At 68.8% G+C, this 15,511-nt stretch carries 15 protein-coding genes and 2 pseudogenes; 6 read left to right on the top strand and 11 right to left on the bottom strand.

Features of this window, described 5'->3' with window-relative positions; genetic code table 11:
* Positions 1-146, top strand: a pseudogene (locus tag QH290_RS30300) (IS481 family transposase); the annotation flags it as partial.
* Here QH290_RS30300 and QH290_RS30305 read toward each other — a convergent pair.
* From QH290_RS30305 to QH290_RS30320, 4 genes are all read right to left on the bottom strand, one after another.
* Complete coding sequence (locus QH290_RS30305) at positions 143-529, bottom strand: sterol carrier family protein (protein WP_280386603.1); 387 nt, start codon at positions 527-529, stop codon at positions 143-145. The pseudogene QH290_RS30300 and the gene QH290_RS30305 overlap by 4 nt on opposite strands.
* Before the next feature lie 84 nt (positions 530-613).
* The gene (locus QH290_RS30310) at positions 614-1,462 is read right to left on the bottom strand and encodes a hypothetical protein (RefSeq protein ID WP_280386605.1); all 849 of its coding nucleotides are present in this window, start codon (positions 1,460-1,462) and stop codon (positions 614-616) included.
* Between the two features lie 82 nt (positions 1,463-1,544).
* Positions 1,545-2,111: a CPBP family intramembrane glutamic endopeptidase gene (locus QH290_RS30315; protein WP_280386607.1), complete on the bottom strand. Its 567-nt coding sequence runs from the start codon at positions 2,109-2,111 to the stop codon at positions 1,545-1,547.
* Positions 2,112-2,250: 139 nt separating this feature from the next.
* A complete protein-coding gene (locus QH290_RS30320) occupies positions 2,251-4,008 on the bottom strand; it encodes an alpha/beta hydrolase (protein ID WP_280265643.1) in 1,758 nt (585 codons plus the stop codon).
* A gap of 139 nt (positions 4,009-4,147) precedes the next feature.
* On the opposite strand from QH290_RS30320, the gene QH290_RS30325 reads away from it, so the two are divergent.
* Complete coding sequence (locus QH290_RS30325; protein WP_280265644.1) at positions 4,148-4,438, top strand: YiaA/YiaB family inner membrane protein; 291 nt, start codon at positions 4,148-4,150, stop codon at positions 4,436-4,438.
* A gap of 1 nt (position 4,439) precedes the next feature.
* On the opposite strand, the gene purL is transcribed toward QH290_RS30325, so the two are convergent.
* Complete coding sequence (gene purL, locus QH290_RS30330; protein WP_280386609.1) at positions 4,440-6,731, bottom strand: phosphoribosylformylglycinamidine synthase subunit PurL; 2,292 nt, start codon at positions 6,729-6,731, stop codon at positions 4,440-4,442.
* Between the two features lie 160 nt (positions 6,732-6,891).
* Here purL and QH290_RS30335 point away from each other — a divergent pair, with 160 nt between their 5' ends.
* Positions 6,892-8,163 (top strand): glycosyltransferase 87 family protein, encoded by a 1,272-nt coding sequence (locus tag QH290_RS30335; protein ID WP_280265646.1) that lies wholly within the window; start codon positions 6,892-6,894, stop codon positions 8,161-8,163.
* Positions 8,164-8,249: 86 nt separating this feature from the next.
* On the opposite strand, the gene QH290_RS30340 is transcribed toward QH290_RS30335, so the two are convergent.
* The 3 genes from QH290_RS30340 to QH290_RS30350 form a co-directional block, all read right to left on the bottom strand.
* Positions 8,250-9,539 (bottom strand): M18 family aminopeptidase, encoded by a 1,290-nt coding sequence (locus tag QH290_RS30340; RefSeq protein WP_280265647.1) that lies wholly within the window; start codon positions 9,537-9,539, stop codon positions 8,250-8,252.
* 10 nt (positions 9,540-9,549) lie between these two features.
* Positions 9,550-10,527, bottom strand: coding sequence for an aliphatic amidase (locus QH290_RS30345; protein ID WP_280265648.1), 978 nt, complete (start codon positions 10,525-10,527; stop codon positions 9,550-9,552).
* A 104-nt stretch (positions 10,528-10,631) separates the two neighbouring features.
* The gene (locus tag QH290_RS30350) at positions 10,632-11,087 is read right to left on the bottom strand and encodes a MarR family winged helix-turn-helix transcriptional regulator (protein ID WP_342213243.1); all 456 of its coding nucleotides are present in this window, start codon (positions 11,085-11,087) and stop codon (positions 10,632-10,634) included.
* A 29-nt stretch (positions 11,088-11,116) separates the two neighbouring features.
* Here QH290_RS30350 and QH290_RS30355 point away from each other — a divergent pair, with 29 nt between their 5' ends.
* Both QH290_RS30355 and QH290_RS30360 read left to right on the top strand, forming a co-directional pair.
* Positions 11,117-12,175, top strand: coding sequence for a substrate-binding domain-containing protein (locus tag QH290_RS30355; RefSeq protein WP_280265650.1), 1,059 nt, complete (start codon positions 11,117-11,119; stop codon positions 12,173-12,175).
* A 126-nt stretch (positions 12,176-12,301) separates the two neighbouring features.
* Positions 12,302-13,372, top strand: coding sequence for an ABC transporter substrate-binding protein (locus QH290_RS30360; protein ID WP_280386610.1), 1,071 nt, complete (start codon positions 12,302-12,304; stop codon positions 13,370-13,372).
* 4 nt (positions 13,373-13,376) lie between these two features.
* On the opposite strand, the gene purQ is transcribed toward QH290_RS30360, so the two are convergent.
* Complete coding sequence (purQ, locus tag QH290_RS30365) at positions 13,377-14,051, bottom strand: phosphoribosylformylglycinamidine synthase subunit PurQ (RefSeq protein ID WP_280265652.1); 675 nt, start codon at positions 14,049-14,051, stop codon at positions 13,377-13,379.
* On the bottom strand, positions 14,048-14,281 hold the full coding sequence (gene purS / locus QH290_RS30370) for a phosphoribosylformylglycinamidine synthase subunit PurS (RefSeq protein WP_280265653.1): 234 nt from the start codon (positions 14,279-14,281) through the stop codon (positions 14,048-14,050). The genes purQ and purS overlap by 4 nt, the downstream gene beginning before the upstream one ends.
* A 162-nt stretch (positions 14,282-14,443) precedes the next feature.
* On the opposite strand from purS, the gene QH290_RS30375 reads away from it, so the two are divergent.
* Entirely contained in the window at positions 14,444-15,088 is a 645-nt protein-coding gene (locus QH290_RS30375; protein ID WP_280265654.1) for an MBL fold metallo-hydrolase, read from the top strand.
* Here QH290_RS30375 and QH290_RS30380 read toward each other — a convergent pair.
* Positions 15,089-15,511 (bottom strand): annotated as a pseudogene (locus tag QH290_RS30380) (hypothetical protein); the annotation flags it as partial. It lies immediately after the preceding gene.

Below are 15,511 nucleotides of genomic sequence, written 5' to 3' on the forward strand. Positions count from 1 at the left end.
ACGCCCGGCTCTACCGCAGCGACTCCGAACGATGCACAGCCTTCACGACCTGGCTACACACCTACAATCACCACCGCGGCCACACCGCACTCGCAGGCCACCCGCCAGCCAGCCGCGTTGCGAACCTCTCAGGTCAGTACACCTAGATCGCCACCACCGGCAGCCACCGGGCCAGTTCCCCCGCCCGCAGCCCGGACGCGCTCAACGCACCCGACTCCACCGCATCATCGAAGCTCAACAGCCCGGTGGCCAACAACAGCCAGGTCCGCGCATCGGTCTCCACCACATTCGGCGGCGTCCCTCGCGTATGCCGAGGCCCCTCGATACATTGCACCGCCACGAACGGCGGCACCCGCACCTCCACCGAATGCCCGGGCGCATTGCCCGCAAGCGCCCGCGCGGTCCCCTTCACCGCCGCGGCCAGTTCGGCCCGAGCGGGCGCAGGCACGGATTCCGCACGTAGCCAGTCACTTACCATCGCCACCGCTGCACGCAGCTCGGCCGGATCCACCGCAGGTCGTCGTGCCACGCAGCCGAGACTAGCGAGGCGGTACGACAACAGACGACGCGTCCCACCGTGCCCTCGATCCGGATGCCACCAGCCGCCGCTCGGCTACTCGTCGAATACCTGCTCGAGGGTATCGACATCGAGGGCTCGATCGGTCCAAGCCTCGAGCTGATCCGTGTCGGTGCACCGCATCACTGTGTCGACAAGCCGCTCGGGAACGGTGAAGCGGTGGCGGAGAATCTTGAGCAGAGCCTTGGCCTCGCCGCGTGCTTCGCCCTGGGTGTAATACTGGCGAGCGAAATCGCTCTTGTACTCGTAGGTGCCGGTGGTCATCAGAGTCTCCAACACATCCCGGGCCGCTTTGGGGAGTACGGCCATTACCAGGTCAATGTACATTTCGCCGTTGGGAACGTCGACCATCGTGCTTGCAACGACAGTCAGAATCGCATCCCGGTCGCGGTGGTTTCGATGAGCGATCGCCGATAGCACCGCCATTTCGGGGTTAGCCGAGGCCAGATCCGGGTCCAGCACGACCGGCACATCAGCAGGACCGATAACAACGGGTGTCAGTGCACATCCGGGCGCCAACGGAATCGGCGTACGGCCCCAAGCCGCGGTGCGGTCGTTCGGGCACAAGATCAACAGAACGACCGGGGAACGCAGGCGTGCACGCAATGTGGCGAGGTAGACCGGCCAGCTCCAGGTCTTGTCCTCGTCGGGTCTCAACTGCGCCTCCACGATGATCGCCAGCGCCGGGACCTGGCCTTGCGTCAGAACGACGACGGCGTCTGCGCGGTACTCGGTCGGGTCGATGTCGGGGAAGTCGCCGCATTCCAGGCGGGCGTCGGTGAAATCGGGTAGTGCTACATCGGGTACGAGCTGCAAGAGATCGGCCGCCAGGCGGGGCCGTTGCCGAAACAAGTCGGCCAAGACTTCGTGCAGGGCACTGGGCATAGCAGCACGCTATCGGCAGCCACCGACAAGTTCGGCGTCGCTCAATCCGGTTGCGAGACAAGCCGTTGCCGACCAGGGGCGGCTACTGCGGTCGGTCGCTTGACCGATAGGAACGGGCCAGGTGTGGGGCTACGGCGCCGCCCGCATTGAGGGCCAGGTGGAGGAGGGCCGGGGCGGTGGCGCTGTCGGCGCGGCGGCGCAGCCACGAAAGGATCAGGCCGCCGGTCGCGGTCGCGGCCACCGAGGCTGGGACACTGTCGCCCGCGGCGCGGGCGGGAGCGATGTGCCAGAGGCCGAAAGTTGTTGCGGTGAGCCATTTTCCGGCTGGACCCACGGTGGTGTCGAGCAGCGGGTCGAGGGTGGCGCGGAAGATCAACTCCTCGGTGTAGACGGTGCCCAGCGGGATGTGGATGGTGACCCATTCGGCGAGCGGGACCTCCGGGGCGCGGTCGGCGAATTCGGCGAGACGGCGGCGCAGCGGCGGGATCGCCACGGCCGCAGCGTAACCCGCTGTCACCACTGCCGCAGCGCCTGCTCCCCAGCGCAATCCGCGGGCGGAGCGCCAGTTCGGACGCGCGTCGAAGGCGAGCCCGTAGGCCGTGGCGAACCCGGCGTTCGCCACGGTGCGCGCCCGCAGGCCGAGAGCCATGCGAGGCAGCATCACATTGCTCCACAGCAATGGGAGCCCCAGGGCCGCAATCGAAATACCGGCACGAACCACCGGATCGCGTGCTGCACGGCGATTTCGGACCGCCGGTCGGCCGATCATGGCTCACCTCTGCCCATACTCATTTCACCGCGCGCTCGAATTCCTCGGACAGGTCCAGCTGGGTGCGGATGCGGTCCAGCTCCTCCGGCGTCCAGTCCGGCGGCGGCAGCACCGCGACCCAGCCGTCGAGCACCAGATTGCCGTAGTTGTGACCGTGGCCGTCGCTGACGCCCTGGGCGTTGGTCAGGTCGACGGCGACCTGCCAGAAGGTGACCAGGGGCCACCACCGCATCTGCGAGGACACGTCCGCCCCGCGCGGCTCCGACAGCCAATCCGGTTGCGAGAAGATCAGATCCGTCGACCACCACACGATCGGGTCGGAGGGGTGCTGCAGGTAGGCGATGCGCGGGCGGCGCCAGTCCGGCGACGGTTTGTTCAGATCCGATGCGTCCGTGGCGAATCGCACCACCAGCCCGTCGGCGTACACCGGGTCCACCTCCCGTGTTCCCGGATCGCGGCGCTCGGTGAACTGACTCCACAGGCGATTGGAGTTGGGCGGCCCCACCCACAGCGCGCCGTCCACCTTCGCGCGCAGATCCGCCAGCCCGTCGAACGCCGCCTCCGACCCCTGCGAGCCCAGGCTCTCCCCGTACACCAGCAGCTTCGGCCGCGACTGCGGCGCACGCGTCGACCACGCCGAGTAGATCGCGTCGAACATCTTCTTCCCCGCGACCGCCACCTTCTGGCGGTCGGCCAGGAACGACAGCACGCTCGGCAGATACGAATACTGCGAGGCGACGATCGCGGTGTCGCCGTGGTAGAGGTACTCGATCGCCTCGGCCGTCTCGGAATTCACCCAGCCGGTGCCCGTCGTCGTGACGATCACCAGCACCTTGCGGTCGAACGCACCCGTACGCTCCAGCTCCTCGACCGCCAGCTGTTCCTGCGTCACACCGTCTTTCGCCGAGTCCAGGCCGACATAGACCCGAACCGGTTCACGCGCGGGCGCTTTCGTCACCGCGCCGATGCGGAACGCGTCCGGCCCGTGCGAGACGAACCAGCGCCCCTCCGATCCCAGCGTCTCCCATTTCGCCAGCGACGCCGGGCTACCCGACCGCTCGGGTACCTGCGGCTGCACCGCGTAGTCGGACATCTTGTCGTTGCGCACGCTGAACGCCGAGTTGGCCACCGCGAAGAAGGCCCGGGTGGCCACGCCGTTGAACAGCGTCACCGCCAGCACGGCCAGCACGAGCACGCCGACCGTCGGGGCGAACCGCGGCGGCACCCGCACCCACCGGCTCAGCAACCGCGCGAAGAAGCGGACGATCTCGCGCAGCGTGCGATACACCGCGACCACGATGACCCCGACCGCCAGGCTCAGCGCGCCGGTGCGCAGATACGCCGCGCGCGTGGTGCCCGCCATATCCATCAGCGCCGAGATCTGCCGCTGCCAGTCCGCCGACAGCACCAGCATCCAGATCGCGATCAGCACGCACGCGGTCAGCACGGCGAATTTCAGCGCGTACTGGATACCGAGCGACGGGCCGCGCACCGGCAGCTTGGGCCGAATCCACCTGCGGAACAACCACTCGAGCAGGCAGCCGACGCCGTATCCGATCGCGGCGTTGAGCCCGCTGATGAGTCCCTGGAACAGCCAGTCGCGCGGCAGCAGCGAGGGCGTCACCGACCATCCGAAGAACACCGTGGCCACCACCAGGCCGACGTAGTTCAGGTCGATGACGTCGTCCTCGAGCCGGCGCAGCAGATGCTTACCCTGCCGGACAGCAACAACGCCGCGCGTGCGCAGCGTTGTGAGAGTCTCGGCGGTATCGAGCATCCGTCAAGTATGGCGGCAGGCGCTCGGAAATCGGGGGACCTGGTCGCGTGAGCATAATGACCTGCGGCGCGGGAATTACCCGTGTCGCTCGAGTAGTTCTACCGGTGATCGCGACCGACGCACGACGCACTCTATACCCATGAGCAACGCCAACGCACCGCAGAAGAGCACTCCGGCTTTTCTCGCGCAGGCCGCGATCGCCTTCGGCATCAGCTTCATCGCGGCCTGCGCGGGAATCCTCTATCTACCCCTGGACATCTGGCAGCGCGGCTTCCTCCTGATGGCCGTGCTGTTCCTGGTCTCCAGCAGCTTCAGCCTGGCCAAGGTGGTCCGGGACCAGTTCGAATCCTCCCGGGTCGCCCACCGCATCGATGAGGCGCGGATGGAGAAGCTGATCGCCGAGCACGACCCGTTCAAGGTGATGGGCTGATTCAGTTCACATGCCCGAACAGCGTCGGCAGCGTGCCCTCGAACGCGGCGCGCAGCTCCGCCATCGGCACCGTGAACTGTCCCTGCACCTCAACGGAATCCGAGCCCTGGTCGACCACGCCGATGCGCACCCACGGCAGCTGCCGGGCCGTGCACATCTTGGTGAATCGGGTCTCCTCCGAGCGCGGCACCGCCACCAGCACGCGGCCCGCCGATTCGGAGAACAGCATGACGAACGGGTCCGCCTCCTCCGGAAGCAGGATGCGGCAACCGGTTTCACCCGCCAGCGCCGCCTCCACCACCGCCTGGATCAGCCCGCCCTCGCTGAGATCGTGGGCGGCGCTGATCATTCCGTCGCGCGAGCCCGCGGTGAGCACCTCGGCCAGCAGCTGTTCGCGAGCCAGATCCACCCGCGGCGGCACGCCGCCCAGATGATCGTGTTCGACCTGCGCCCAGATGGAACCGCCGAACTCGTCGTGGGTCTCACCGAGCAGGATCAGCGTCTCGCCGGGCTCGGTGCCCAGGCCGGTGGGGATGCGCCGGTGCACATCGTCGATGACACCCAGCACGCCCACGACCGGCGTCGGCAGGATCGCGGTCTGCCCGGTCTGGTTGTAGAAGCTGACATTGCCGCCGGTGACCGGAATCCCCAGGGCCGCACAGCCGTCCGCGAGCCCGCGCACGGCCTGCTGGAACTGCCACATCACGCCCGGATCCTCCGGGGAACCGAAGTTCAGGCAGTTCGTCACGGCCTTCGGGGTGGCGCCGGTGGCGGCGACATTGCGGAACGCCTCGGCCAGCGCCAGCTGCGCGCCGGTATAGGGGTCGAGCTTGGTGTAGCGGCCGGAGGCGTCGGTGGCCAGGGCGATGCCGCGGCCGGACTGCTCATCGATGCGGACCACTCCGGCGTCGGCGTGCTCGGCCAGCACCGTGTTGCCGCGCACGTAGCGGTCGTACTGTTCGACGATCCAGCGGCGGCTGCACAGCTGCGGGCTGGCGAGCAGCGTCAGCAGCGTCGCCCGCAGCTCGTCGCCGGTCTTGGGGCGCGCCAGCGTATCCGGGACGTCGGCGATCAGCGCGTCCTGGTCGGCGGGGCGCCGCACCGGCCGCTCGTATACCGGCCCCTCGTGGGCGACCGTGCGCGGCGGCACGTCCACCACGGTCTCGCCGTGCCAGGTCACCTGCAGCCGGTCGCCGTCGGTGACCTCGCCGATCACGGTGGCCAGCACATCCCACTTCTTGCAGACGGCCATGAACGCGTCGACATTGTCGGGAGTCACGACCGCGCACATGCGCTCCTGCGACTCGCTCGAAAGAATCTCCGCCGGAGTCATATTCGCCGCCCGCAGCGGCACCTGCTCCAGCTTCACGTGCATGCCGCCGTCACCGGCCGCGGCCAATTCGGAGGTGGCACACGACAATCCGGCGCCGCCGAGATCCTGGATGCCGACCACCAGCCCGGCGTGGTAGAGCTCGAGACAGCACTCGATGAGCACCTTCTCCGCGAACGGATCGCCCACCTGCACGCTCGGCAGCTTCTTGCGTCCGGTGCCGGACTCGTCGCCGGAGAAGGTGTCCGAGGCCAGCACGGAAACACCACCGATGCCGTCGAGGCCGGTGCGCGCACCGAACAGGATGATCTTGTTGCCCTGCCCGGAGGCGAAGGCCAGATGCAGATCCTCCACCCGCATCACGCCCGCGCACAGCGCGTTCACCAGCGGATTGCCCTGGTAGGACGGGTCGAATACGGTCTCGCCGCCCACATTCGGCAGCCCCAGCGAATTGCCGTAGCCGCCGACCCCGCGCACCACGCCGTCGACCACGCGCCGGGTATCGGGATGGTCGGCCGCGCCGAAGCGCAACTGGTCCATCACCGCGATCGGCCGCGCCCCCATCGCCATGATGTCACGCACGATGCCGCCGACACCCGTCGCGGCGCCCTGATAGGGCTCCACATAGGAGGGGTGGTTGTGGCTCTCCACCTTGAAGGTGACCGCCCAGCCGTCGCCGATGTCGACCACGCCCGCGTTCTCGCCGATCCCGGCCAGCATGGACGCGCGCATCTCGTCGGTGGTGGTCTGGCCGAAGTAGCGCAGGTGCACCTTCGAGGACTTGTAGGAGCAGTGCTCGCTCCACATCACCGAGTACATCGCCAGCTCGGCGTCGGTGGGGCGGCGGCCGAGAATCTCCCTGATGCGGGCGTACTCGTCGTCCTTGAGGCCCAATTCCTTATAGGGCTGCGGGGTATCCGGGGTGGCTGCGGCGGCGCTGACGGTGTCGACGTGGACAGTCACGGTGGGTACCAGGGTCCTTTCGGCCGGGCATACGACGGGCAACCGGCATGCTCACCGGATGCGGTGCGACGCTCGAGCGGGTGGGGAGACGAACTCAGTCTAGTGTGTGGCAAACCCCACCCGACCAGGCGTCCAACCTGTTGCGGGATACCCTGATCAGGTGACAGATCGATCCAGGGTCGCGGATCCGGACGAAGCGCCCGTGGCCACCCCCGTGGCATCGTCCATTACCGGTCTGACAACTCGTCAGCTACGGCTGTTGATGATCGCAATTGCCTTGTTCGCGCTCTCGGCGATCGCATCGTTCGCCTTCAAGCTATGGCACGGCTACATCGATCTCGAGGTGTACCGCAACGGCGCGCGGGTATGGCTCGACGGCGGCGATCTCTACGGGCCGATGCCGAAGTCGGGCGGGCTCGGGCTGCCGTTCACCTATCCCCCGCTGGCGGCGCTGTTCTTCACGCCGCTGGCGCTGCTGCCGCTGTGGGGCGCCCAGTGGCTGGTGCTGGCGACCTCCGTTGCGAGCCTGGGCATCACGCTGTGGCTGGTGCTGGGCCGGATGCGGCCCACGCTGGACACGCCTACCCGGGTGGCGATCATCGTCGGCGCGGTCGCCCTGCTGGGGCTGACCGAACCCGTGCGCCAGACCTACAACTTCGGTCAGATCAATCTGGTGCTGATGGCCGCCATCGCGCTGGACGTCCTGGTGCGCAAGCCGTTCTGGCCGCGCGGCATGCTGATCGGAATCGCGGTGTCGGTCAAGCTGATTCCGGCCGCCTACCTGTTGTACTTCCTGCTGCGCCGGGACTGGCGGACCTCGATCACGCTGGTGCTCTCGGCGATCGGCGCGATCTCGCTGGGATTCCTGCTGTTCCCGCAGGATTCGGCCGAATACTGGTTCCACACGCTGTGGGACACCGAGCGCATCGGCCCGGCCTCCTACGCCGGTAACCAGTCGCTGAAGGGCTTCGCCTTCCGGCTCGGATTCTCCGAGGACGCCGCGACGCTGATCTGGATCGCGCTGTCGGCCGTCGCGCTCGGGTTGGCGGCGATCTGGATGAAGCGATTACTCGACGCCGGTGCCGAGGTGGCCGCACTGCTGGTCAATGCCGCTGCGGTGCTGCTGATCTCGCCGATCTCCTGGTCACACCACTGGGTGTGGGTGGCCCCGGCGCTGCTGGCCGTCGTCGCCGGTGGTCGGGGTGACGGCGCGGGCGGCGGATCCACCCACCGGCGCCTGGTCATCGGCGCACTGACCGCGATCGCGATCATGCTGTACACCGGCCCGCACTGGCTGTTACCGCACAAGGACGACCAGGAGTCCGGCTGGGCCCTGTGGCAACAGCTGATCGGCAGCAGCTACGTCCTGGTGACCTTCGCGGTGCTGTCCTTGGGCGCGTGGACATCCCGGCCAAAAGCACGCCGGGAATGAAGAGGGGCACGCGGGGAATGAAGGGGGCACGCCGGGAATGAAGAGGGGCACGCCGGGAATGAAGGGGAGGCGTGCTCGGGTAGACCTTATTCCGGTGGGGTGAGGAAGGCTGTGAGGGCTGCGGAGTAGGACCGGACGTCGGACGTGCCCATCAGTTCGCGGGCCGAATGCATTGCCAGTTGCGGGGCGCCGACGTCCACGGTCGGCATGCCGGTGCGGGCCGCGGTCATCGGGCCGATGGTGGACCCGCAGGGCAGGTCGGCGCGGTGCACGTAGCGCTGCAGCGGAACTCCCGCCTGCGCGCAGGCCAGCGCGAAGGCCCCGGCGCCGACCGCATCGGTGGCGTAGCGCAGGTTCTGATTCACCTTCAGCACCGGGCCGCCGTTGACCTCGATGCGATGCGCGGGCTCGTGCCGCTCCGGATAGTTGGGGTGCGTGGCGTGTGCCATATCCCCCGAGGCGCAGACCGAACCGGCAAGCGCCGCAAGATATTCCGAGCGGCCGCCGCCTCGGGCCAGCACGATCCGCTCCAGCACCGCCGCAAGCAGATCCGACTGCGCGCCACGGTCGGACTGGCTGCCGACCTCCTCGTGATCGAACATCGCCAGCACCGGCGCGGCCACCCCCGGCCGATCCGCGGCGGCCAGGAACGCGTGCAGCCCTGCGTAGCAGGTGCCCTGATTGTCCAGCCGGGGCGCGCTCACCAGATCGCGGTCCCGCCCGACCAACCGGCTCGGCGACAGGTCGTGGGTCATCAGCTCCCAGCCGAGCACCGCGCCGGGATCGACATCGGCCTGCTCGGCCACGTACGCCAGGAACGACCGCGGCTCACCGCCCACGCCCCAGATCGCGTTGACGTGGCGCTGCGGATCCAGCGTGACCCCGCGCCGATCCTCGGACAGGTGAATCGCCAGCTGCGGCACCCGCAGCAGCGGCTCGTCGATGCGGACGAGCCGCTCCGCCATACTGTCCCCGTCCCGCACCGTGAGCCGCCCCGAGATGCCGAGCTCGCGGTCCAGCCAGGAGTTCAGCCAGGCCCCGCCGTAGGGCTCCAGCCCGACCAGCTGCCAGCCTGCGGCCGCCAGATCCGGATGCTGCTTGACCCGCAGATTCGGGCTGTCGGTATGCGCGCCGACCACCCGGAAGGGATGGGCGGGCGCATCGTCGGCGGATCCGGCCCACGCCACCAGGGAGCCGCCGCGCACCACGAAGTACCGGCCCGCGTTCCCGGCGGTCCAGGGCCGCGATTCGGGCAGTTCGGTGAAGCCCTGCGCCGCCAGTTCGGTGGCGATGGTCCGAACGACATGAAAGGGAGACGGCGAGGCGTCGACGAAGGCACACAACCCGGACGCCGTCGCGGTGGTCGAGACGGGCATACGGGCGATCTTAGACATCGCTGATCTCGTGCACCTTCTCCTGCGCCTCGAGCGCATCGGTCACCCAGGTGCGGTAGAACTCCAGCGGGCACTCGGCCAGCCCGCGCACCCCGACCCCCACCTTGCCCAGCCCGGTCTCGCCCCGATGCAGCAGGTTGTACAGCGGATTGCGGGTGCGTTCGTAGCGCCGCGCGGCACGCAGCGCCTCGATCGACAGGTGCGCGAAGGACAGTCCCTCCGGCTCCGCACCGCATTCGCCGAGCAGCCGCCCGTCCCAGCCGACCGTCGCGGAGCGGCCGGAGTAGGCGTGCAGACCGTCGAAGCCCGTCGCGCCCGCCGCGGCCACGTAGACGTTGTTGGCCCAGGCCATCGTCTTGGCCATGCCGATCTGCTGTTCAGCGTCGCAGCCGCGCAGCGCCATGCACCGCACCACCAGTTCGGCGCCGCGCATGGCACAGTCGCGCCACAGTTCCGGGAAATTGCCGTCCTCGCCGATCAGGATCGATATCCGCAGGCCCTTCGGCCCCGTCGAGACACAGGTGGCCTCGCCCGGCCACGACAGCTCGCCCGCGGCGGCGGGTGCGATCTTGCGATAGCGCTGCACGATCTCGCCGGTGTCGTCGATCAGCACGGCGGTGTTGTACGGGGGCTTGAGCGGATGCTGCTCGTGCCGCTCGCCGCCCAGCGCGAACACCCCCCACACCCGGTTGCGGCGGCAGGCGGCGGCGAATACTTCGGTTTCCTCCCCGGGAATCACCATCGCGGTGGAGTACAGCTCGGTCTCGTCGTACATCACGCCGGTTGTCGAATATTCCGGCAGCACAATCAGGTCCAGATCTGGATGACCCGATTTGAGACCATCGACGAGATGTCCGATCCGATAGCAGTTGGCGAGCACTTCGGCCCGCGAGTGCAGGCGAGTCATAGGATGATTGACGACGGCAACGGTAACCGTGTCCGGATTCGACGCCACCGTTTCAGGGCTCATATCCGCTCCTCGCAATCGAATCGGTTTGTTCCATTCGGAAACATAAACCAGATTCGCACGAGCCGCGCGGCGAGCGGAGAGCACGCTCGGCCGGCCGCCGGAATTCAGTCGGCGACCGGAACCTCGGCGACCAGCTCCAGCAAGCGCAGCAGGTCGGCGTGGCTGCGCGCGCCGATCCGCTTGCGTAGCTCCTCCTCGGCCCGCGACTCCTCGGCCCGGACCGCCTCGACCAGCTCCGAACCGCGCTTGGTCAGCCCGATCAGGATGCGGCGGCGGTCGTCCTCGGCGGCGATCCGGAAGATCAGGCCGCGCTCGGCCAGCGCGTCCGCGTGCCGGGTCGCCGACGAGGGCGGCAACTGCGAGCGGGCGGCCAGCTCGCTCATCGTGACGCCCACCTGGTCGGACAATTTCGACAACATCGCCCATTGATCGGCCGAAAGTTGCCTGGCGCACAATGCTGCGTCCAGGTGACGTAACCAACTGCGTTCGGCAGCACGCAGCGCGCCATGCAGCGTGGAAAATCCGCTTACAATGGTCGACATATTTTCCCGCCCATTCATTTTCGCTCGGACGAGAAGAAGGGTACCGAATGTTCACGTTCCGTGAGTGCCCGGATGATGTGATCGAGGTACTCAACATCGTCCCGCTGCAGGGCTCCGGCGGAATTGTGGCCCCCTCGTGCGATGCCGCAATTTCGCTGGCCGTCGACGAAATCAACAGCGGCGCAGGAATTCTCGGGCGCGAGGTGCGGGTCACCACCATCGATGGCGGGCGGGCCCCGCACCTGGTCGCCCAGGAGGTGTCGGCGCTGCTGGCCACCGGCATGGTGCACGCGATCACGGGCTGGCACATCTCGGCGGTCCGGCGCGCCGTGGCCCGCGCCGCCGGCGGGCGCGTTCCTTATCTCTACGCGACCACGCACGAGGGCCTGCCGGACGAGATGCCCGGGGTGCTGATGATCGGCGAGGATCCCGAGGGCCACATCCTGGCAGCGATGGGGTGGCTGCGCCGCGAATTCGACGCGCGGCGGTGGGCGGTCATCGGCAACGACTACATCTGGCCGCGCGTCACGGCCGCGGCCATCCGGTCCGCACTCGCCGGTTCGGAGACGATCGTGCTCGAGCGGTTCGTCCCGCTGGGCACCGAGGACTTCGGCGCCTTCCTCGCCGATCCGCGCCTGGACCGGGTCGACGGCGTCGTCATGCTGCTGGTCGGGACCGATGCCGCGCGTTTCAACAGACAGTTCGCCCGCACCGGCAGGGCGGGGCGGCAGGTCCGGGTGAGCCCGGCCGTCGACGAGACCGTGCTGCTCACCGCCGGTGCGGCCGCCAACGAGAACCTCTACGTCTCCTCCTCGTTCTTCCCGGACCCGGAGCGCCTGGACCGCTACCGCGCCATGCACGGCGAATTCGCGCCGCAACTCACCTTCTTCGGCAATACCAGCTACGAGGCGATGCACACGCTGCGCGCGGTCGCCGAATCGGTCGGCAGCCTGGAGGTCCCGCGCATGCACGCCGCGCTGACCGCCGGCGCGGTGCTCACCACCCCGTCCGGCGAGCGCAGCTTCCGCGGCAACCAGGCGGTGCAGTCGGCCCGCATCGCCCGCGCCGTGGGCGTGGACTTGCAGATCCTCGACAAGATCGCCTGATCCGGGCCCCGTCCGGCACACGCCGCGGCCCCATACGAGCCACCGGCGATTTGTGAGTAAACTCTCGATGAGCCAGGGCATCGAGCAGTATCCGCCATCACCAGCGCAGCTGACGGAGAGTGCGATATGAGAACGCCGGGGGGTGAACACGACACCTTCGAGATCCTGAATGTGGTCCCCCTGCGTGGGCCCGGCGGCATGATCGGGCCGTCCTGCGAGGCCGCCGCCGGTCTGGCAGAACTCGAAATCAACAGCGGCAGTGGGATTCTCGGCCGCGAGGTGCGCATCACGACGATCGACGGCGGCGCCCCGCCCCGCGAGATCGCCCGGGAGGTCTCGGCATTCCTCGCCACCGGCATGGTGGGCGCCGTCACCGGGATCCCGATGCCCGATGCCCGCGCCGCGGTCGTGCAGGCCGTCGACGGGCGGGTGCCGGCGCTGTTCGGCATCGGCGACGACGGCCAATTCGGTTCCCGGCGCGGGGTATTCATGATCGGCGAGAATCCGGGCTCGCAGACGGTGGACGCGCTGAACTGGCTGCAGCGGGAGTTCGGGGCGCACCGCTGGGCGCTCGTGGCCAGCGACTACATCTGGTCGCGCCTGATGATCCCGGCCCTGCACCAGATGCTCGACCGGCCACACGAGATCGTGGCCGAGTACGTACTTCCGCAGGGCTGCGGGGACTACGACGAGGTGCTGACCGATCCGCGACTGGATCTGGCCGACGGGGTCGTGGTGCTGCTGGTCGGGTCCGACGCGGCGCGGTTCAATCGGGCCTTCGCCGCGGCCGGGCGTGCCGAACGGCAGTTCCGCACGGGCCCGACAGCCGATGAGAACCTGCTGGCCGCGGGCGGTTTCCGGGCGAACGCCAATATCTACGTGCCCTCCAGCGTGATTCCCGATGCGCGGCTACGGCCCGACCGCGAGCGGATCGAGCGCTACCACCGGCTGCACGGCAGCTTCGCGCCGTCGTTCAGCCGCTTCGCCACCTGCATCTACCAGTCGCTGCACACCCTGCGGGCGATGCTGGCCAGCGCCGGATCCAACGACGTGGAACGCATCCACACGCGGATCGGCACGGGCACGGTCTTCGAGCACAATGCCGGGGAGTTCCGGGTCCAGGGCGACCAGCTGCAGCAACCGGTGCGCATCTTCCGCGCCAACGGCGCCGAGTTCGAGGTGCTCCTGCGGGTCTGAGGGCCTACGCCGAGACCAGGCTGTCGATCACCGACAGGAACATGCCCAGCCCGTCGTCGCTCGGCCCGGTGAGGGGCTCGGTGGCGTGCTCGGGGTGCGGCATCAGGCCGACGACCCGGCCGTCGGCGGAGGCGATACCGGCGATATTGCGCTGCGAACCGTTCGGGTTCTCGCCCGCGTAGCGGAACACCACGCGGCCCTCCCCCTCCAGTTCGTCGAGCACCGACGGCGCGGCCTGATAGCGGCCCTCGGCATTCTTGACCGGGACGAGGATCTGCGCGCCCGGCTCGTAGCGGGAGGTCCAGGCCGTATTCGTCTGCTCCACCCGCAGCCATTCGTCGCGGCAGACGAAGTGCAGGCCCTCGTTGCGGGTCAGCGCGCCGGGCAGCAGGCCCGCCTCGCACAGCACCTGGAAGCCGTTGCAGATGCCCAGCACCGGCATGCCCTTCCCGGCCGCCTCGACCACCTTGCCCATCACCGGGGCGAAACGGGCGATCGCCCCGGCGCGCAGGTAGTCGCCGTAGGAGAAGCCGCCCGGGACGATGACCGCGTCGACACCCTTCAGGTCCGCGTCGGCATGCCACAGGCTCACCGCCTCGGCGCCGGCCAGCCGCACGGCGCGGGCGGCATCCACGTCGTCGAGGGTGCCGGGAAAGGTGATGACACCGATGCGAGTCACAGCCGCACCACTTTCCAGTCCTCGATCACGGTATTGGCCAGCAGCGCCTCGGCGATCTTCTCGAGCTCCGCGTCGTCCACGCTGTCGTCCACGTCGAGTTCGAATCGCTTGCCCTGCCGCACATCCGAGACGCCGGGAAAACCCAGGCGCCCGAGCGCACCGACGATGGCCTGACCCTGGGGATCCAGGATCTCGGCCTTCGGCATGACCTCGACCACGACTCGTGCCACGCGCTGCTCCTCACGCTGGTGGGGGGATTACTTGCACAGCCTAATAGGCGCAGTCGGCGTAGCCGTCATCAGCCCGCGCACGGCCGGAGCGAATGCGGAGGTACGCCTAATCGGGGCGGTCGGTGCCGGGCTCGCCGGGGCATACGGCGTTACGGTGAAGGTATGCGCATAGCCCACTTCGGTCATTCCTGCGTTCTCGTCGAGATGGACGGCACCAAGATCCTGTTCGATCCGGGTACGTTCTCGCACGGTTTCGAGGGCATCACCGGGCTCGACGCGATCGCCGTCACCCACCAGCATCCCGATCACATCGATCCGAACCGGATCGAGGCGCTGCTCGAGCAGAATCCGGGCGCGCGGCTGCTCAGCGATCCACAGACAGCGCGGCTGCGCGGCGAGCCCTGGGAGGAGGTGCCCGCGGGCCGGGTGCTGACCGTCGGCGGCGTGCAGATCACCGGCGGCGGCGGACGGCACGCGGTCATCCACCCCGAACTCCCGGTCATCGACAACACCGTCTTCCAGCTGGGCACCCCCGACGATCCGGCCCGCTTCGTCCACCCGGGCGATTCGCTGTGGGTACCGCCGGTGCGCGTCGGCGTGCTGGCCATGCCCGCGGTGGCGCCGTGGATGAAGATCAGCGAGGCCGTCGACTACCTGCGCGCCGTCGGCCCGCGCACCGCGTTCCCCATTCACTACGGGATCATCGAGCCCGCGGCGCAGGGCATCTACTTCGGCCGGTTGTCGGAGATGCGGCCGCCGGATACCGATTTCACGGTGATCCAGGCCGAGGACCACGCCGAGCTGTGATCACCCGGAGTAACCGGCGAGGAACAGGGCCTCGGTCAGGGCCATGTGCTCGATTTCCGTCGGGTCCACGCTCTCGTTGGGGGCGTGGATGAGGCATTTGGGTTCCTCGACGCCGATCAGCATGATCTCCGCGTCCGGGTAGGTGTCGGCGAAGACGTTGCACAGCGGGATGGAGCCGCCCTGGCCCTCGGTGGTCGCCTCGCGGCCGTGGGGGGCGGGGGGCGCCGCCGCCCGCGCCGGTCGGGCCGGGGGGCGGGGGGCGGGGCGGGGCGGGGCGCCCCCCGCGAGGCAGTCCCCGCGCGCCTGCCCGACCGGACCCTGGGGGCGGCGGCCGCCCCGCAGCCGGGGCAGCAGCCGGGCACTTCGGCGGTCAACACCGGTGGATCGACCGCGACCGGTTCCCCGCTGGCCCCGCTGCTGGAC

The organism is Nocardia wallacei, from assembly GCF_029869545.1.
GTDB classification, from domain to species: domain Bacteria; phylum Actinomycetota; class Actinomycetes; order Mycobacteriales; family Mycobacteriaceae; genus Nocardia; species Nocardia wallacei_A.